The sequence below is a fragment of the Amycolatopsis sp. PSD-21 genome, assembly GCF_055561455.1.
Genome location: NZ_CM145712.1, coordinates 1,808,224 through 1,826,760 on the forward strand (window position 1 = coordinate 1,808,224; position 18,537 = coordinate 1,826,760).

Here is an 18,537-nt window from a genome sequence, read left to right on the forward strand (position 1 = left end):
TCGCTCCGACTTCTGACAGGAACCACGGTCAGAATGATTCTGACAGGAGAGTATGTCAAGATGGGGGCATGTCGGTGCCGAAGCGAAGCTATCGGGGTATCAGCGCCCAGCAGCGCCGCGACCAGCGGCGCGAGCAACTGTTGGCGGCCGGGTTGGATTTGCTGGGCACCCACGGGTGGCGGCAGACCACGATGACCGCGGTCTGCACGCGAGCCGGGCTGACCGAGCGCTACTTCTACGAGAGCTTTGCCCACCGGGATGAGCTGCTGCTGGCGGTGCTGGACCGGATCGCGTCGCAGATCCGGGACGTGGGGCTGCGCGCTCTGGCCGAGACGGAGGGCGACCCCCAGATGAAAGCCAAAGCGGCGATCGGCGCGTTCGTCGACCTGCTCACCGGCGACCCGCGCATCGGGCGCGTGGCCATGCTGGAATCCGCCGCCGAGCCGCTGCGCGCGCGGCGGCACGAACTGCTGCGCGAGTTCGCCCAGCTGATCGCCACCCAAGCCCGCACCCTCTACGGCGACGATGCGCTCCCGCCACCCCACGACCAGATCGCCGGTCTGCTGCTCACCGGCGGCCTCGCCGAACTACTCATGGCCTGGCTGACCGGGGAACTCCCCGCCAGCCGCCAGGACATCATCGACATCGGCGCAGCCCATTTCGCCGCGACGACACAGCGGCACTAGACCAGCGGCGTGACGGTGGCCACAACCCGTTTCTTAAACCCCCAGTATCACAGCGAGACTACTAGTCTCGCATTCACCGATGGCGCAAAGGAGGGGGGCACCGCGATGGCCGACTCGACGCTCACTTCGCTGCCGCCGCACCATCCACGGTGCCTGGGGTGCGGGCCGGACAACCCGGCGGGTCTGCACCTGGCCGTCTCCCGCGACGGGGACAGCGTGGTCACCGACGTCACCTTCGACGCGCGGCATCGCGGCGCCCCGGGCCTGGCACACGGTGGCGCGATCTCGGCGGCCTGCGACGACCTGTTCGGGTTCGTCCTCTACGTCGTGGAAGAGATGGCCGTCACGCGGAGGTTGACCGTCGACTATCTCGCGCCGGTGCCGCTGGGCCAGCCGCACCGCATCACCGCAGGCCTGCAGCGGCGGCACGGCCGGCGACTCCACCTGGAGGCCACCGGCACCGGCCACGACGGCATCACCCGGTTCACCGCCGAGGCCCTGTTCGTCGTCGTCGACCACAACCACTTCGCCCCGCACGGCCTTGAAGCCGACGTCCAGGCCATGTTCACCCGGCACCAACCACACGACCGCAAGGACCGCTGAGGGCGAACCTCTGTCGTCCCGCACGTCGGCGCCGGGTTCGAGATATGCCCAAGCCCGGAAACCACCACGACTCGGAGGGAGACACGCTATGGCTGAGTACCGCAGCCGGTGGAACACCGATGATGTTGAAGAGTTCCGTGATCTGGCCCGTCAGTTCTGCCGGAAAGAACTGGCCCCGAACCAGCAGCGCTGGGCCGAGCAGAAAAGTGTCGACCGGGACCTCTGGACCACCGCCGGGCAGGTGGGGTTGCTGTGCTTGTCCATCCCGGAGGACTACGGTGGAGGCGGCGGTTCGTTCGCGCACGAGGCCGTACTGCTGGAAGAGCAGGCCGCCAGTGGCGACAGCTGCTGGGGCGTGGGGCTGCACAACGCGATCGTGGCGCACTACATCCTCGCCTACGGCACCGAGGACCAGAAGCAGGCATGGCTGCCCAAACTCGCCTCCGGCGAATGGGTGGGTGCCATCGCCATGACCGAGCCGGGGACCGGCTCGGACCTGCAGAATGTGACGACGAAGGCGATCCGTGACGGCGACAGCTACGTGATCAACGGCGCGAAGACCTTCATCACCAACGGCGGCCAGGCCGACCTGGCGATCGTGGTGACCAAGACCGATCCGTCCCGGGGCGCCGACGGCATTTCGCTGGTCGTGGTGGAATCCGGCCGCGCGGGGTTCCGTCGCGGCCGTGTGCTGGACAAGATCGGCCTGCACGGGCAGGACACCGCCGAGTTGTTCTTCGACGACGTCCGCGTCCCGGCCTCCAACCTCCTCGGCACCGCCGAGGGCCAGGGTTTCGGCCAGCTGATGCAGCAACTCCCGCAGGAGCGGCTGCTCATCGGCATCACCTCGGTCGCCGCCCTGGAAGCGGCTCTGCTCGACACACTCACCTACACCAGGAACCGCCAGGCCTTCGGCAGGGAGATCTTCTCCTTTCAGAACACCAGGTTCACCCTTGCCGAGGCCGCAACCGAGGCCCGGGTCTGCCGCGTGTTCCTCGACGACTGCATCAGCCGCCACCTCGACGGCGGCCTCGACGTGGCCACCGCCGCCATGCTCAAGTGGTGGTGCAGCGACCGAGCCATGCACGTGATCGACAACTGTCTCCAACTCCACGGCGGCTACGGCTACATGAGCGAGTACCGCATCGCCCGCGCCTGGACCGACCAGCGCGTACAGAAGATCTACGGCGGCACCAACGAGATCATGAAGGAAATCATCGCCCGCACCCTGTAGCTCGAAGGACCCGTCACCATGCCATCCGGCTGTCGCACCACGTCGCGGTGCCGGAGACGTCGAGGTGGGGCAGGGCGTTGGCGACATCTACGTCCGGTCAACGACGCCGCCCAGGGAATCGGGGCCGCAATCGCGATCGCCGGCAGTCTGCTCGCCAGCAGCTACCGCACCCACCTCGGTGCCACCACCGCCACGCTGCCGACCCAGGTGCGCGGCGGTGCCACCGACTCCCTGTCCAAGGCAGTGCACCGCACCGTCATCGCCACGATCCCGCTGACCCTGTGGGCACCCGCATACCACTCACACATCGCATAGACCGCCCGCGATTAGTACAGGAGCCACCCGTGACTGACCAGCAGCACATCACTGACTACCCGCACGAGTTGGCCGGGCACTGCGGCTCCGGGGCGCTGCGCGACCTGCTGCACTGGGCCGGTTTGTCTTACGAGTCCACACCCCTCGACGAGGGCACCATCTTCGGTCTCGGCGGCGCGCTCGGCTTCACCTACCTGCGCCATCCGGCTATGACCCCACCGATCTACCTGGTCGGCCGCGGCCCCGACCTCACCGTCGACTTCACCCGCCGTCTCGGAATCACCGCCACCCACGACACCACCGACGACCCCGACGAAGGCTGGGCCTGGGTCCGCGACGAACTTGACCAGGGCTACCCCGTGTTGTGCTGGGCCGACATCGCCGAACTCCCCTACCTGCGGGTCCGGCTGAGCATGAGCCGCCACGACATCGTCATCGTCGGCTACAACGACGACAGCCACACCGCCACCGTCGTCGACAATGACCGCCCCGACCCGCAACACGTCCCCTACGATGCGCTCGCCCGCGCTCGGGCGTCCACCGGCTTTCCCACCCCTACCCGGCACACCACCTACCGGCTGCGCTACCCCACCCAGCTGCCGCCCCTCGCCGACGTCACCGCTGACGCCTGCCACGCGGCCGCCCGAGCTCTGCGCGACCCCGAACCAATGTTTGACAGCATTACCCACGGCACTCCAGGTCTGGTGGAGGGACACGGTGTGGACGGCGTAGCTACCTTCGTCGACGACCTCAGCCGCTGGCCCGAACTGTTCTCCTCCGACCAGCTCGACACCACGCTGTTCGCCCTGGCCGCCTTCATCGAGAAAGCCGGGACCGGCGGAGGCCTGTTCCGCCGACTGCAAGCCGACTACCTCAGCTACCTGGCCCGCCGCACACAGCTGTCGACCGCTCGGCAAGCCGCCGACACCTACACCCGACTCGCCCGCCTGTGGAGCGACCTCGCCGCCATCGCCACCAGCAAAACCGACGCGCTCACCCGCATCCACACCATCCACGCCGCCGCCCGCCACTTGCCCGCACTGGAGCAACGCGCCGCGGACGACCTCCAGATCCTCGCCCGCGACCTCACCGCGGGAGACACCAACGGCGCGGACCCTGGCTAGCCGGGGAGCGCGCGAGAGAGCGTACTCGGCGAAACGGCCGGTCCACCGCGTCAGCCCCGCCCGCGTCAGCCGTAGCGCAGGGGCTTCCGGGAGGGCTGGTCAAGCACGCGGGAGGCCAGCCAGGCGAGACCGTCCGCGGTGTGCGCTGGGGTCTGCGAGGGTTGCATGACGTGGCTGAGGACTGTCCGGACGATCGCGTCGACCACCACACCGATCTGCTCAACTGTGAGCCCTGGCCGGTAGGACGCCACGCGGTGTGTGAGCATTGCTTTGGTCCGGGTGATCAGGGTGCCCGCCTGTGTGGTCAGCAGTGGGAGTAGTTCGGTGTCCGTGCCATGGGTGGCGGAGGCGATCGCGCGGAGCAGGAGATTGTCGGCGGCGAGTTCCAGCACGTTACGCACCGCGGCATAGATCGCCTCGACGAGGTCGGTTGGGTGGCGGTCGAAGGCGTCGCCGACGACGGTGAGGAACCGGTCCAGCTCGTGGGCGACCATGGCGTCGGCCAGCGCGGCCTTGGACCCAATCTCGTTGTAGACGGTCTGGCGGCTGACGCCGACGTGTTCGGCCAGCCGCGCCATGGTGACCGCCGACCAGCCGGTGCGAGCTGTCAACTCGATCGCCGCGGCGATGATCGGCTGCCGGTACTGGCCGCCCACGGCGGACGCGGCTGAGAGAGTCCCGCCCATGGCCGCCATCCTAGGCGACCGCCCCGGTGGTGGCCGCGAACGCGACCGCTTCCGCCCACGACCCCCGGGCGGCGATGCGCCGCCGGTACTTCATGATCTCGCGCGGCCGGTCCACGGTGAGCGCGCCGACGATCCGGTCGCCGCGCCGGTACAGCGCCGTGAACCCGGCCTCGGCCGGCACGGCGACCACCACCTCCTCGGCGCGTGAAGTGCCGACGAACTGGATGCGGTGGCCGTACCAGTCGGACCAGAAGTAAGGCACTGCCGCCAGTGGGCGCGCGGCGGCCGGGTCGAGGGCGTGTCGGGCGGCGGCCGCTCCCTGCTCGGCGGCGTTCGTCCAGTGCTCTAGTCGCATCGACTCGTCGTCGAACAGCGGGTTGACCACATGGGCCACGTCGCCCGCCGCGTACACACCCGATAGGCCGGTTGACAGGGTGGCGTCGCAGACCACGCCGCGGTCACGCTCGTGCAACGGCACGCCGCTGCCCTCGAGCCAGCGGGTGGCCGGGTAGACCCCGGTACCGGCCACGACGAGGTCCGCGGGCAGGACCTCCCCGGTGGACAACCGCACCCCGGTCACCACGCCATCCGCCGCCTCCAGCCGCATGACCTGGGTGGACAACCGCAGGTCAGTGCCCGCCGCGCGGTGCAGGTCGGCGCAGACGGAGCCAACCTGCCGCCCGACCGAGCGGACGAGTGGCAGGTCCAGCGTCTCGACGACCGTGACCGGCAAGCCCCGCTTGCGTGCCGCGGAGGCGACCTCCGAACCGATGAAGCCGGCGCCGATCACGACGGTGCGCGCGCCCCGATCCAACCCGGCGCGTACCGCGGCGGCGTCCTGCGCCGTCCGCAAGGTGTGGACTCCGGCGCAGCCATCGGAGCCGGGGAACCGCCGTGCCGTGGCGCCGGTCGCGAGCACCAACGCCTCGTAGCGCACCATCGTGCCGGACACCGACACTTCCCGAACCTCGGTGTCGAGCCCGTCCGCAGGTGCTCCCAGCATCAGCTCGACACCGAGGTCCTCGCGCAACTCAGTCTCGCTGCGGAAGGGCTCCACACTGGCGGGGCCGTCCGGGTCGAGGAACGCCTTCGACAGCGGTGGCCGGTCGTAGGGCAGCTGTTCCTCCGCGCCGATCAGCACAATCCGGCCGTCGTAGCCGACGCGGCGCGCGGACTCCACCGCGCGCAGCCCAGCCAGCGAAGCGCCGACCACCACGAGTGTCACGGTCAGTCCCTCAGCTTCAACGCGAGCACCGGACAGGCGTCGACCGCAGCGGTGAGGTCCTGCCGGTGTTCCTCGTCTGGGTGTTCCTCGTGCACGACGACCCTGCCGTCATCGCCCACCTCGAAGAAGTCGGGCGCCATCGCCTCGCACATACCGAGGCCCTCGCACCTGTCCCGGTCGGCTTCAATCCGCATCACGCGCTCACCCGCCCCGGGGCCACGAAGTCGACCTTCTCCCGGACGCCGCAATCCGGGCAGCACCAGGAGTCCGGGATCGCCGACCACGGCGTGCCCGCAGGGAACCCTTCGCGCGGGTCGCCGAGCTTCTCGTCGTAGACATAGCCGCAGCCGGGGCACATCCCGCCGTCCGTCGCGTCACCTCCGGCGTCGGCGGCGACGACTTCGGGCGCGTCGGTGGCGCCATACCGGACGAGTACCTTCGCCCGCTTGCCCGGCTGGATGTTGGCGCGGCTGATGTCGCCGTCGAAGTGGGCGACCACGCGCGGGTCCATCACCCGGCGCCACAGCGGCGGGATGAGCGCCAACACGATCATCCCGGCGTACCCGGTGGGCAATACCGGCGACTCGGCGAAGTCGCGCAGTGTCTGGTATCGGCGGGTGGGGTTGGCGTGGTGGTCGCTGTGCCGCTGCAGGTGGTAGAGCAGGACGTTCGTGGCGATGTTGTTGGAGTTCCAGCTGTGACTGGGATCGACCCGCTCGTAGCGGCGCCGCTTAGGCGTGCCCACCTGCTGGCGCAGCATCCCGTAGTGCTCCATGTAATTCACGATCTCCAGCAGCGAGAACCCGATCACCGCCTGGATCAGCAGGTAGGGAACAATGCCGACGCCCAGCCACGCGATCATCGCGGTCCACAGCACGGCCGACATCAGCCACGCGTTGAGCACGTCGTTGCCGATCCGGAACGGGTGCTGCCCACGACGTGCGTAGCGGTTACGCTCCAGCTCCCAGGCCGACTTCAACGAACCGAAGACGGTACGCGGCCAGAATCGGTAGAAGCTTTCCCCCACGCGGCTGCTCGCCGGGTCCTCCGGAGTCGCCACGCGCACGTGGTGGCCGCGGTTGTGCTCGATGTAAAAGTGCCCATAGAAACTCTGCGCCAGCGCGATCTTCGACAACCACCGCTCATGGCTCTCCTTCTTGTGCCCGAGCTCGTGCGCGGTGTTGATACCGATCCCGCCGATACACCCGATCGTGGCGGCCAGGCCGATCTTGTCCACGACAGACAGCTCTCCCCGCGCGATCAGCCAGAACGCGAAAATGAACGCCGCGTACTGGATAGGCAGGAACAAGTAGGTGATCCAGCGGTAGTAGCGGTCGTTCTCGAGTTGCTCGATAACATCGTCGGGCGGATTGCTGCGGTCCAGGCCGGCGACCAAGTCGATCGCCGGGACCACGAGCAGGATCACGATCGGACCGATCCAGAACCACACGCCCCAGCCGGTCACCGCGTGCATCGCGATCGCCAGGAACGCCAGTGACGGCACCACCAGGCCGATCAGCCACAGGTAGCGCTTGCGGTCAGTCCACTGCTGCGTCGAGCCAGCGGGCACCGTTGCCTTCTTACCGCTCATCTCACCCTCCTCAGCTAGTTGACAAAACCGTACAACACGTACAGCGCTCTTGACAAGATTGGAGATTGTGTAAAAGTACCCGCCATCGTCGCGCAGGTCCCGGGCGAACCTACTGAACTGAGACACCTCTGCAGCACGACGACCGCCGCGTTCCAATGGATGTGAATCCAGGCGCGTTCCGGACGGAGGCGGCGCCCAAGCTGGCCAGCTTGGGCGGCCATCGTCGCGGGAGAGGACCGCAGGTCTGGGGCCATGGAACGTCTACTGCGTCGGTACCGTCGTCTCCGCCCGCACGGGGACGTTTGTTCTCGGTTACTGTGGTGGCAAATGCCGTGGTCCAGGCTGCCATCGTCGGGCGTCAGCGAACACGGTGGAACCCGGTGCGGCGCCCTCCGGCGCCGTAGCCAATCCCGCGACACCCAGGGTCAGATCTTTGATGCCGAGGTCTGCCGAGACCACCTACACGCCTTCGCCGATCTCATCGACGGCCCGCTGACCCACCTGCCTTGCGGTCACGTACGTCGGAACTGCGGGCGACCCGACGGGCGAGTTCTCATCGGCGGCCGACGCGGCCTGACCGCACACCCGGTGTGTCCGTGAAACTGGGGCAAGCTCACTGATTACCGCAATCAAAGCCGCAGCCGCGTAGATGGCTGGTGCGGGGTGTACCGGGACGGCGAATTGAACCCGGCGGGCGGGATCGAAGGTGCAGTGGCACCACGGAGTCAAGCGGCGATTGGAGAACTTCATCGGCCCGCGTGTTATCTCCAGGTCGCTGCCGAAAGACGTGGTAGGAGCCCTATGGCGAGCTGAGCGGACGTTGGGCGCGGCTGGTTCAAACAGGTGCTGGCGGGGTCGCTACTCGGCGGGTTGACGATGTCCTGCTCGCCTTGGTGGGCGGCTCGGGTGGGCGACGATCGGTCGTGTCACGTGTCGGGAGTGGCTGGGAGGTGGTTGAGGTAGTCGAGCAGGGCAGTGGTAAAGAAGTCGTTGTCGTCGCCGACGATCATGTGGCCGGTGTTGGCGATGGTCATGCTGCTGGCGGTGGGGATGCGATCGAGGAGGTGCTCGACGGAGCCTTGGTCGATGACGTCGGACAGTTCGCCGCGGATGAGCAGGGTGGGTGCGGTGATCTGGTGCGCCGCGTCATCGATTTGGCGCAGGGTGTCGGTGAACGCAGCGGGATCGGCCATGAACTGGAGAAGTTGGGGATCCCAGTGCCAGTACCAGCGCCCGTCGCGATGTTTGCGGAGGTTCTTGCGCAGCCCGCGGGTGCTGCCGGGCGTGGTTCGATGCGGGTTGTAGTCCGCGAGCGCGGCGGCGGCGTCGTCGAGGGTGGCGAATCCCTCGCGGTGTTGACCCATGAATCTGAGGATGCGTTCGGCGCCGGTGGTGTTCATCTGCGGGGCGATGTCGACCATGACCAGGGCGCGGCCGAGGTCGTGGTGCGCTTGGGCGACCAGGGCGGTGAGGCCGCCCATGGAGGCTCCGACGAGCACGGGCCTGTCCTCGCACGTTCGGCCGATGTGGGTGAGGTCGTCGACGAGGTGCTCGAGGGTGTAGCCGTCGGGGCAGGCCCAGTCGCTGTCGCCATGGCCTCGGGCGTCGAGGGTCAGCGCGGACCAGCCGTCGGCGGCGAGGCGGGCGGCGGTGCGCTGCCAGGATTTGCGGGTCTGTCCGACGCCGTGGAGCAGGATGGCAGTGCCGCGCGGGTGGGTGCTCGTGTCCGGTGTCCAGTGGTCGCCGGCGAGAGTGATGCCTTTGCACTGGTAGTGGACGGTGGTGGGGCCAGTGGTCACGGGCTGAACCTCTTCTGGGTGTTGTCTCGCGCGAACTGTCGACCGCTCGGGCTGTGCGGCGCGGCAGACCACGCGGTTTAAGACTGACAGTATCGGTCCTAGACTATTAGTTAACAGGCCAGATGTGGGGACTGTGTGACGATCAATTACACGAACTCAACGGCTGCTGGCTGTAGGAGAGAGAGGGGACTCGATGTCGCCCAACGCCGCGATGCCCGCCCAGTCGGAGCCCGGGAATGCTGGCCAGGATCCCCGGCCCGCGCGTTCTCGCGCGCTGCTGATCGACGCGGCCACCCGGTTACTGACCGAGGGCGGTATCGACGCGGTCACCATCGACGCAGTGACGCGCGTCGCCAGCGTTTCTCGCGCAACCCTCTACCGGCACTTCGGCACCGGCACCGAGTTGTTGGCGGCCGCGTTCGAGCAGCTCCTACCGCCGGTGCCGCCCGCCCCGGAGAGCGGGACACTGCGCGAGCGGCTGCTCGCGCTGCTGGCCAAGCAGGCCGCGCTGATCGAGCACGCTCCGCTGCACCTGACGCTGCTGTCGTGGCTGGGCTTGAGCATGTCCCCGGCCGGACCCGTCGACAACGTCGACAACGGTGAGCCCGAGAGCGACCGGCCGCGACTGCATACGTTGAAGCGCCGACTCATCGCCCAGTACCGCGAGCCGTTCGACGCCGTCCTGTCCGGTGCCGGCCTGCGCGAGGTCATCGACACCGATCAGGCGCTAGCGCAGCTGGTCGGCCCGCTCATCTTCAACCGGCTGGTCACCGGACGAGCCAGCGGCGCGACGTTCTGTGCCCGGATCATCGACGACTTCCTCGCCGCCCACACGGTGAGCTGACCGAACCGTGCGAGCCGGGACTGTGCGTTATTGTCTCCGGCGCAAGACTGCTAGTCTCGGTACAGGACTCCTAGTCTTATTGAGTCGCGTGCCGCATCGAAGGCTCCGGCCGGTGAGCACGCCGCAAAGAAGGTGGTCGGTCATGGCAACGGTGTCGAGGCATGCAGCCGACTCGGGTGCGAGCGTTGGGGGCGGACGGACCCGGTGGCGCCGCTTCGTGGGACTGCTGACGCCGGCATTGATCGTGGTGGTGCTGATGGTCGGCGGGATGATCAACGGTGTGCTGCCGATCTCCATCGCGGCGGAGGGTCAACGCCGTATCAAGATCGAAATCGATGAGATGTCGGCGACCGGCTACGGGACTTTTCCTCAGTTCTTCGAAACCCAGGACGGCCGCAAGCACACCGTCGTGGTCGTCGGGCTCTCCGGTGTCCGCGCGACCGGGCTGTGCGGCTCGGGCAAGGCGCGAACCCCCTTCGGAGACTATGTGCTGCGGGTCGAGACCAGAGGCGATCAGCGACTGCAGGCCGATGACGTCAAGTTCGCTATCGAGAACATCGACGGCGCTGACCTGGCCGGGGGCACCCTCACGTTGAACCGCCACGACACCGCGCCTGACGGCACGCCGGTGGACTCCGGGCACGAGGGAACGCTCCCGATCACCGCGCGGTCGGTGCTGCTGGACCTGCACGCCGACGTCCGCTGGGTCACCACCAGCGGGCTGAAACTGTCCGCGGTCGACCTGACCGCCGGGACCGACGTCAAGGAGTGCTTCTAGTGGAGCTGTCCTGGGGTCGTTGGTGGGCGGCCTCGGTTCGGTGGCGGCGGGGCCGACCGTTCTGGGGTGGCGTGGTCACTCTGGCCGGTGGGCTGATCATCCTGCTGTTACCCGCCAACCAGTTCACCGTGCTGGCGCTGCCCGGTGTCGCGGGGCTGGCCGGGTTCCTGCTCGGTGGGCTGATCGCGGCCATGGGCCCGCTGCTGTGGTTTCTCCCCGAGCAGCGAGTCATGCTCGGCATCGCAATCGTCCTGCTCGCCCTCGCCTCATTCGTCTATTCCAACCTCGGCGGCTTCCTGATCGGCATGCTGCTGAGCATTATCGGCGGCAGCCTCGGGTTCGCCTGGACCCCCAGCGCGACGAAACGACCAACACCGCCGCACCCACGACCCTCTCCGACCCCGAGGCCCCGCTCCTGACGGGACCGTAACGCGAGCTGCACCTCTCTGTGTCAAGCGGCTGGTGTCAGAGAGGGAACCAACTTGTTGAATCTGGGCAGAGATCGTGGTCTGCAGCCATGATCTTTGAGGCTGTGATTCGGATTCCTACTCGGGGGCGGAATGATCGCCCTCGGTGTGTTGCTCTGGACCCAGCCCCAACACCACGCACCGCTCGGCGTCGCGCTCGTCCTGACGGCTCTGGCCTCGTTCCTCTACACCAACCTGGGCGGCTTCCTGCTCGGCATGCCCGCCGCTGGCGTTGCTGCTGTCGGTTGAGTCAGCGGGTCATCGTCATGGCCGCCACCATCACTCCTGAGTGGAAGGGGGTGATGACATGACCGATGATGCAGAGAAGCGGCACCTGTCCAATCCGCTGGGCGCGGACAGTGTCCATCGGATCGGCCGCTACACCTACGAACGGGCTCGCGATTCCTGAGAGTGGACGACGGGGGTGTACCTGATTCACGGCTACGAACCGGGCGAGATCGAGCCAAGTACGCAGTTGCTGCTAGAGCACAAACACCCGGAGGAACGGCCTCGCGCCAACGAGGTACTCGACAAGGCGCTGGCAACCGGCGAGCCATTCTCCTACTACCACCGCATCATCGATACACATCAGCAGGTACGACACGTGGTCGTGCTCGGCGAGGGCCACCATGACGAACAGGGCCAGGTGCAACGGGTATCCGGATACATTGTGGACCTCACGGAGAGCCCGACCTGGACGTCCAGACCGAGGTGGACCACCAACTGGACGCCGCGCTCAGCACTCGAGCAGTGATTGAACAGGCCAAAAAAACGTTGATGCTGACCTACAGCATTGATAATGCTGTGGCGTGGTCACTGTTGCGCTGGCAATCGCAGGAACACAACGTGAAAGTGCGTGAACTCGCCGCCTGACTGGTCGATGGTATGACGAAACAGCAACACATCTCGGAGCAGAGCAATCAAGAGTTCACTCACCACTTCCTCACCCTGGCCGAGTGCCCCCGCTCCAACTGAGCAACCGAGCGGCTGACGTGTCCTGCTGCGAATCATTCACATCCTGCTATGCGGAAGGGGAAGCTCGCCGACGCCGACATATCCTCCCGGCTCGCCACGTGGCGTGGATGATGGCGTCGTGCATCTGTCGCAGCGGCCGGGCTGGACTCTTCGTCCCTGCTGGCCTCGGTGCGATCAGCGGTAGCTGACTCGCATCTCCAGGGAATAGATACTGGTCTTTTTGGTCTTGTCCTTGACGTGGTATCGCCAGGGCACTTCGTGGGTATTCCGTCGCTTGAAATTCAGCCTGAACCGGGTCTGCGTCGCGACCGTCGTTCGCTGATGGCGGTAAGTAGTTGTTGATCTGAGGCCATAAAATGGTAGCCACGATGCCGAACAGTCGGAACGATCGCGTCGCTGCTCCAGTTGCCTCGTCACCCGTAACTCCACATGCGGTTGATGCTCACTCAGCATGGGGCATTCACTGGGCAGCAGACTACCGATCTTTCTGCTTGTTGATCTGGTGGTCGTGCCACTTCCCCGGCAAGGTGCCTTTCTCCCTCTCGGGATCTGGATCGCCGCCGTAGGGGCGCATACCACTTGAGGCGACGCGCGTATCCAACTCATTAGAGCGTGTCTCACTTGGATCTTGATTGAGGTGCGGGCAAGATCATGACTTGTGATGGACGAGTTGTCGCGGCGGCTGGTTCCGGACGAGTTGTGGGCGCTGGTCGAACCGCTCATCCCGCCGGGGAAGACGCGCCCACAGGGTGGTGGAATGTCCCGGGTGGACGATCGGGCTGTGTTCACCGCGATCGTGTTCGTGCTGACCAGCGGGTGTGCCTGGCGGCATCTGCCGCCCAGTTTCGGAGTCACGGTACCCACCGCGCATCGCCGGTTCGCCGAGTGGACAGCCGCTGGACTGTGGCGCGATGTGCATCGGGCAGTGCTGGACGAACTGGGCAGCCAGGGGTTGATCGACTGGTCCCGCGCGGTCCTCGACGGAGCCTCCGTCAGGGCAAAAAAAGGGGCGGACTGACCGGTCCGAGCCCGGTCGACCGCGGCAAACCCGGCTCGAAGATCCACGCGCTGTCCGACCGGGCCGGCCTGCCCCTGACTGTCGGGATCTCCGCCGCCAACACCCACGACAGCCTGGCACTCAAACCCCTGGTCAACGCGATCCCCGCCATCCGCACCCGCCGCGGACCACGACGGAGGAAACCGGCCAAGCTGCACGCAGACAAGGCCTACGACATCCCCGCCCTGCGCGCGTGGCTCCGCCAGCGCCGGATCATCCCGCGCATCGCCCGCAAAGGCACCGAATCCGCCCATAAACTAGGCAAACACCGGTGGGTCATCGAGAGGACGATCGCCTGGCTGACCGGCTACCGGCGCCTGACCATCCGCTACGAACGCAAACCCAGCCACTTCCTCGCCTTCCTCACCCTCGGCGCCATCATCACCTGCTACAAGAAACTCACCAAGTGAGACACGCTCTTACTCTGGTCGTGATCGGCCTCAGGCTCGGGCTGCTCGTCATCGTTGTGCTCGCCGGATGGGCTTTTCCTGATCGGGTCCGGCCTGTCTGGTCGAGAGGAGTCGTGCTCAGGTCCAGTGGTCATCGCGATTCAGCTCTTCCCTCGGGGCTTCCCTAACACTCGGTTAGCACCCCGCGCCATTGACCGGTTCGTCGAAGAGTGGCGATCCGCTGCCGCTCCACCCGAGACAGATACCGGCTCGACCGGGTCTCCTCGGCAACCAATGCGGGTGGAAGCTCGCCGTTCTCCGCCCGCCAGCGGTAGCCGGTTTTACGGCCAATCCCGCGATCTGGCACGCCTCCACCGTCCCTACACCCGCCAGAACCAACTGCCAGTACCGCGACTCAAGATCCAACCGCCGCTTCGCTCCACGCCTCGTCATCAGTACGCCCTCTTCTACCAGGAGTGTTGCGACAAGTACTGGAACCCAAGCCGAACCAGGGGGTCAGATTTCGACCGGCGTTGACAGGGCGCATATCCGCTACTTGCCGCGCGGGTCGCTGCTTGGTCCCTGTTCGTCAGGCTGGGTGAGCGCGGCCCCGAGTTCTTCGGGTGCGGCGGGCTGGGGGCGCTGTTTGACGGGGGTGCGGTGGCTTTCGTTTCGGAACTTTTCGACGAAGTGGGGGTAGTGCAGTTCGAAGGCTGGTCGTTCGGAGCGGATTCGGGGCAGGTCGTAGAAGTTGTGCCGCGGGGGTGGAGACGTCGTCGCCCATTCGAGCGAGTTGCCGTACCCCCAGGGGTCGTCCAGGTCGGTGGGTTCGCCGAAGCGCCAGCTGCGGACGACGTTCCAGATGAACGGCAGCACGGAGGCACCCAAGATGTAGGACCCGATGGTGGACACCATGTGCAACCCGGTGAAGCCGTCGCTCGCAAGGTACTCGGCGTAACGGCGGGGCATTCCCTCCGCCCCGAGCCAGTGCTGCACGAGAAACGTCGTGTGAAAGCCGATGAACGTGGTCCAGAAGTGCAGCCTGGCCAGTGGCTCGTCCATCATCCGACCGGTGATCTTGGGAAACCAGAAGTAGATCCCGGCGAACGTCGCGAACACGATGGTGCCGAACAGGACGTAGTGGAAGTGCGCGACCACGAAGTAGCTGTCGGTGACGTGGAAGTCGACTCCCGGCGCCGCGAGCAGCACGCCGGAGAGCCCGCCGAACAGGAACGTCACCATGAACCCGATCGACCACAGCATCGGTGACTCGAAAGTCAGCTGCCCCTTCCACATAGTGCCGATCCAGTTGAAGAACTTGATCCCGGTCGGCACCGCGATCAGGAATGACAGGAACGCAAAGAACGGCAGCAGCACAGCGCCTGTCGCGTACATATGATGCGCCCATACGGCGAGTGACAGGCCGGTGATGGCGACCGTCGCCCAGACCATCAACTTGTAGCCGAACAGTGGTTTTCGGCTGAACACCGGCACGATCTCGCTGATGATGCCGAAGTACGGCAGGGCCACGATGTAGACCTCGGGGTGACCGAAGAACCAGAACAGGTGCTGCCACAGGATCGCGCCACCGTTGGCCGGGTCGAACACGTGTGCGCCGAGGTGACGGTCTGCCAGCAGCCCGAACAGCGCCGCCGTAAGGATCGGGAACGCCGCGAGTACCAGCACGCTGGTGAACAGGATGTTCCAGGTGAAGATCGGCATCCGCCACATCAACATGCCGGGCGCGCGCAGACAGGCGATCGTGGTGATCATGTTGACCGCACCCAGGATCGTGCCGAGGCCGGTGATGATCAGACCCACCGCCCACAGATCCCCGCCCACTCCCGGGCTGTACGCCGCAGTGGACAGGGGTGTGTAGGCGAACCAGCCGAAGTCGGCGGCACCACCAGGCGTGAGGAAGCCGCCGATGGTGATGAGCGCTCCGAACAGGTACAGCCAGTAGGAGAGTGCGTTCAGTCTCGGGAACGCGACGTCCGGCGAGCCGATCTGCAACGGCACAAGGAAGTTGGCGAAGCCGAACACGTTCGGCGTCGCGTACAACAGCATCATGATGGTGCCGTGCATGGTGAACAGCTGGTTGTACTGCTCTGGAGAGAGGAACTGCAGCCCTGGGTAACCCAGTTCGGTACGCATCAGCAGAGCCATGAGACCGCCGATCAGGAAGAACCCGAACGAGGTCACCAGGTAGAGGATGCCGATCTGCTTGTGATCGGTCGTCCTGATCAACCGCAACAGCACCTGCCCAGGCGGCTCGGCACGACGCGGCGCATGCGGCATCGGCGCCGGTGAGTAGGTGCTCCTCGATGTCTGCGTCACGGGTTCAACTGCCCTCGCTCGCGTCACTGGCAACTCACATCCACTAATGGCGGCACAGGAGTACCCGGCGCCGCTGCTCTTACACCCGCAGTACCCAGGTCTCGGCTTCACCCGCTCCGTGTACGCGCCCGCCTTGCACGAGAAGCACCGTGGCCCCGATCGAAGCGGCAGCACTCAGGGGAACGAGGAGCGCCGGGTGGACCACTGTCAACACAGACAACAACATGGGCCACGTCCTTCCAGAGCCGCTCTGGAGGGGACGTGGCCCATGCCGCTCCCCGGTATCGGGACACTGACCATACCGATTCCGGGGGCTCGGAGCGGTCAGCGTTGCTGACCGTTGGCGTTGGCAACTCGCCTGTGTCAGGTTCGCTCCGTAATTGACGATTGCGATAGCAGACCGCAGCTCTTGGATCGCCAGTGGTGATGCTCGTCGGTCTCCATGCCGTCTGGCCTGAACGGCTACCCCCGCCCGGGTAGGGCAAACGGCGTCGTCAATGTGACAAGCGGCGATATAGCAAGCGCTGATCTCATGCGGAAAGCCGGGAGCGAGATCGCAGTGGTGCCTACGCGTCAGTCCGAGGGTCAGAGCAATCGTGGCTACGCTTCCGCGGCTCGGTCTGCACGCGTCCACAGCCCGAACTCCCAGTCACTCGAGTGGATCCTGCAGTGGGTCCTGAGCACCGGTGCCAGGGAGGCATATGCCTGCGATAGCCGTCATCGTCGCTAACGACGCCGCGGGCTTCGCGTCATGCCGCATCAGTTGAATTGATAGCACCCGTGTCGGTCGATGACAGGGCGTCCAGCACGAGATGGATCGCGACGCCGAGTACGACGTGCCCAACGAGACCGCGCGCGTGGGTTTGCCAGGGGTAGGCTTTCGCTGGTCCAGTGACGCGAAGCAGTGGGCCGGCGATTTCATCGTTGACGACGAACAAGCCGAATCCCGAGAGCGCGCGCTCACGCCTGCTCTGCTGTGTCGAGACCCTTGATGTCGTGGTCAATGTCCACGGCCAGTGATCACATCGCGGATACGATCCACCAGGCCGACACCGGGGGCCAGCATTTGCAGCGCAGCACCCTCCTTCGGACTGTTCGGGTGGGGCCGGGTAGGCGACATCTGCGCCGATTCCTGAGCGCGAACGCCAAGGGTGACCAGCTCGTCGTTCGAGCACGTTTTCTGCATCAGTGGGAACAGCATGAACTCTTGCTCGTGTACCACGGCCTTCACCTGCCCCATCAGAGTATGGATTGTGGGCCAGAAGTGAGGGTCGTCCGGATCCAGGCCTTCGAGCTCCTTCATCGTCTGCTCCGCTTCTGCCAGCGCCGCGATCTCCCGGTCCGCGATCTCGTCGCCGCCGGGCAACCGGTCACGGACGAAGGGAAAGAGGTGGATCTCCTCGACGACGGAGTTCTTCATCAGCCCAATCACAGCCTGCTGCACCAGGCCCCGGGCCTGCTCACTCGGAGCGTTGCGCAGCTTCTCGAGTTGGCTGAACAACAGGGAAACCTGCCGCTGCTGGCCGATGAGATACGTGATGATGCTGGGCGGCGCAATGGTGGCTGTCATGCAATATCCGTACCCGCGCCAGCACACGCCAAACCGGCTTACCCCAGCACGAGTAAACGTCGGCGGAGCGATCAGTACCTGGTCACCGAGTTGGAGCACCCGTGCGCAGCGGGTGGGAACCGAATACGTCGGGAAGGGACCACACTGGGGCTGATCGGCGCGGGTTTGCAGCGGGGACAGCGGTTCGTGTCGGGTTGACATCGATTCGGTCGCACGACCTATCCGCGGTTCACGCTGACCCGCTCCTGCTGGGCCCACACGATTGGGACCGGTGGGCCGGGGTACTCGGGTGTGATGAAACGAGCGCTGTGGCAGGGCCTGGTTGCCGGCGCGGCCGGGGTGGTGGTGATGACGCTGGGCGAGAAGGTGGAGCAACGCCTGACCGGACGCCCCGATTCCCACGTTCCGGCACGAGTTCTGCAACGCCTGACCGGGATGAGGGAACGACCGCGACGACAACCTGTGCCGGTGAACTGGGCGATGCACGTCGGCCAGGGTGTACTGCTCGGCGTACTACGTTCGGTCATGGCGCATGCCGGGCTGCGCGGTCCGTGGTCCTCGGCGAAGTTCGCTGTGGTCCGGCTGACCAATGACCAGATTCTGGAGAACGCCACCGGCGTCGGTGCCCCACCACCCTCGTGGCCCCGGCAGGAACTGGTGGTGGACCTAGTGCACAAGACCGTATATGCCTTCGCCACCGGCATCGTGGCCGATGTCCTGGCCGCTCGTTCCGGACCCGGCCCCGGTCAGAGTCACGCCTCAATGCGCCCCGGCCGCCGGTCCGATGTGGACCCGCTGCCCCGCGACCACGCCTACAGTCGATAGCCGCACAAGGCGACGCACGACAGCGTCGCTGC

At 66.2% G+C, this 18,537-nt stretch carries 18 protein-coding genes and 2 pseudogenes; 12 read left to right on the plus strand and 8 right to left on the minus strand.

What is annotated here, in order from left to right:
• Window positions 1-68 precede the first annotated feature (68 nt).
• From ACZ1DY_RS08890 to ACZ1DY_RS08905, 4 genes are all read left to right on the plus strand, one after another.
• The gene (locus ACZ1DY_RS08890; RefSeq protein ID WP_043832444.1) at window positions 69-686 is read left to right on the plus strand and encodes a TetR/AcrR family transcriptional regulator; all 618 of its coding nucleotides are present in this window, start codon (window positions 69-71) and stop codon (window positions 684-686) included.
• 105 nt (window positions 687-791) lie between these two features.
• Entirely contained in the window at window positions 792-1,289 is a 498-nt protein-coding gene (locus ACZ1DY_RS08895) for a PaaI family thioesterase (RefSeq protein WP_043832442.1), read from the plus strand.
• 88 nt (window positions 1,290-1,377) lie between these two features.
• Window positions 1,378-2,523: an acyl-CoA dehydrogenase family protein gene (locus ACZ1DY_RS08900; protein WP_043832439.1), complete on the plus strand. Its 1,146-nt coding sequence runs from the start codon at window positions 1,378-1,380 to the stop codon at window positions 2,521-2,523.
• A gap of 344 nt (window positions 2,524-2,867) precedes the next feature.
• Window positions 2,868-3,962, plus strand: coding sequence for a BtrH N-terminal domain-containing protein (locus ACZ1DY_RS08905; protein WP_043832437.1), 1,095 nt, complete (start codon window positions 2,868-2,870; stop codon window positions 3,960-3,962).
• Between the two features lie 65 nt (window positions 3,963-4,027).
• Here the strand turns inward: ACZ1DY_RS08905 and ACZ1DY_RS08910 are convergent, their stop codons facing one another.
• The 5 genes from ACZ1DY_RS08910 to ACZ1DY_RS08930 form a co-directional block, all read right to left on the minus strand.
• Window positions 4,028-4,657, minus strand: a complete 630-nt coding sequence (locus ACZ1DY_RS08910) for a TetR/AcrR family transcriptional regulator (protein WP_043832435.1) — start codon at window positions 4,655-4,657, stop codon at window positions 4,028-4,030.
• Between the two features lies 1 nt (window position 4,658).
• Window positions 4,659-5,873 carry an NAD(P)/FAD-dependent oxidoreductase gene (locus ACZ1DY_RS08915; protein WP_043832433.1) on the minus strand — a complete coding sequence of 405 codons (1,215 nt, stop codon included), beginning with the start codon at window positions 5,871-5,873 and terminating at the stop codon, window positions 4,659-4,661.
• 2 nt (window positions 5,874-5,875) lie between these two features.
• A complete protein-coding gene (locus ACZ1DY_RS08920; protein WP_043832431.1) occupies window positions 5,876-6,067 on the minus strand; it encodes a ferredoxin in 192 nt (63 codons plus the stop codon).
• Window positions 6,067-7,464 carry a fatty acid desaturase gene (locus ACZ1DY_RS08925; protein ID WP_043832429.1) on the minus strand — a complete coding sequence of 466 codons (1,398 nt, stop codon included), beginning with the start codon at window positions 7,462-7,464 and terminating at the stop codon, window positions 6,067-6,069. Before ACZ1DY_RS08925 ends, ACZ1DY_RS08920 begins: the two co-directional genes overlap by 1 nt.
• 926 nt (window positions 7,465-8,390) lie before the next feature.
• Window positions 8,391-9,263: an alpha/beta fold hydrolase gene (locus tag ACZ1DY_RS08930; protein ID WP_043832427.1), complete on the minus strand. Its 873-nt coding sequence runs from the start codon at window positions 9,261-9,263 to the stop codon at window positions 8,391-8,393.
• 193 nt (window positions 9,264-9,456) lie between these two features.
• Between ACZ1DY_RS08930 and ACZ1DY_RS08935 the strand changes: the two genes are divergently transcribed.
• The 7 genes and pseudogenes from ACZ1DY_RS08935 to ACZ1DY_RS08965 all read left to right on the plus strand — a co-directional run bounded on the left by ACZ1DY_RS08935 (window position 9,457) and on the right by ACZ1DY_RS08965 (window position 13,794).
• Window positions 9,457-10,107: a TetR/AcrR family transcriptional regulator gene (locus ACZ1DY_RS08935; protein WP_465484099.1), complete on the plus strand. Its 651-nt coding sequence runs from the start codon at window positions 9,457-9,459 to the stop codon at window positions 10,105-10,107.
• A gap of 217 nt (window positions 10,108-10,324) precedes the next feature.
• Complete coding sequence (locus ACZ1DY_RS08940; protein WP_043832425.1) at window positions 10,325-10,885, plus strand: DUF6230 family protein; 561 nt, start codon at window positions 10,325-10,327, stop codon at window positions 10,883-10,885.
• Entirely contained in the window at window positions 10,885-11,304 is a 420-nt protein-coding gene (locus ACZ1DY_RS08945) for a DUF6114 domain-containing protein (protein WP_051172179.1), read from the plus strand. The genes ACZ1DY_RS08940 and ACZ1DY_RS08945 overlap by 1 nt, the downstream gene beginning before the upstream one ends.
• A gap of 132 nt (window positions 11,305-11,436) precedes the next feature.
• Window positions 11,437-11,601 (plus strand): annotated as a pseudogene (locus ACZ1DY_RS08950) (DUF6114 domain-containing protein); the annotation flags it as partial.
• A gap of 175 nt (window positions 11,602-11,776) precedes the next feature.
• Window positions 11,777-12,106, plus strand: coding sequence for a PAS domain-containing protein (locus ACZ1DY_RS08955; protein WP_076153553.1), 330 nt, complete (start codon window positions 11,777-11,779; stop codon window positions 12,104-12,106).
• Window positions 12,103-12,225: an ANTAR domain-containing protein gene (locus ACZ1DY_RS08960; protein ID WP_158077458.1), complete on the plus strand. Its 123-nt coding sequence runs from the start codon at window positions 12,103-12,105 to the stop codon at window positions 12,223-12,225. The genes ACZ1DY_RS08955 and ACZ1DY_RS08960 overlap by 4 nt, the downstream gene beginning before the upstream one ends.
• Before the next feature lie 763 nt (window positions 12,226-12,988).
• A protein-coding gene (locus ACZ1DY_RS08965) for an IS5 family transposase (RefSeq protein WP_465484100.1) occupies window positions 12,989-13,794 on the plus strand; the annotation gives its coding sequence in 2 pieces (ribosomal slippage) (window positions 12,989-13,334 and window positions 13,334-13,794; 807 coding nt in all).
• 202 nt (window positions 13,795-13,996) lie between these two features.
• Here ACZ1DY_RS08965 and ACZ1DY_RS08970 read toward each other — a convergent pair.
• The 3 genes and pseudogenes from ACZ1DY_RS08970 to ACZ1DY_RS08980 form a co-directional block, all read right to left on the minus strand.
• Window positions 13,997-14,226 (minus strand): annotated as a pseudogene (locus tag ACZ1DY_RS08970) (IS30 family transposase); the annotation flags it as partial.
• A gap of 99 nt (window positions 14,227-14,325) precedes the next feature.
• Complete coding sequence (ctaD, locus tag ACZ1DY_RS08975; RefSeq protein WP_043832423.1) at window positions 14,326-16,071, minus strand: aa3-type cytochrome oxidase subunit I; 1,746 nt, start codon at window positions 16,069-16,071, stop codon at window positions 14,326-14,328.
• Between the two features lie 1,039 nt (window positions 16,072-17,110).
• Window positions 17,111-17,680: a hypothetical protein gene (locus tag ACZ1DY_RS08980; protein ID WP_043832421.1), complete on the minus strand. Its 570-nt coding sequence runs from the start codon at window positions 17,678-17,680 to the stop codon at window positions 17,111-17,113.
• Between the two features lie 294 nt (window positions 17,681-17,974).
• On the opposite strand from ACZ1DY_RS08980, the gene ACZ1DY_RS08985 reads away from it, so the two are divergent.
• Window positions 17,975-18,505, plus strand: a complete 531-nt coding sequence (locus tag ACZ1DY_RS08985; RefSeq protein ID WP_197684727.1) for a hypothetical protein — start codon at window positions 17,975-17,977, stop codon at window positions 18,503-18,505.
• The last annotated feature ends 32 nt before the right edge of the window (window positions 18,506-18,537 follow it).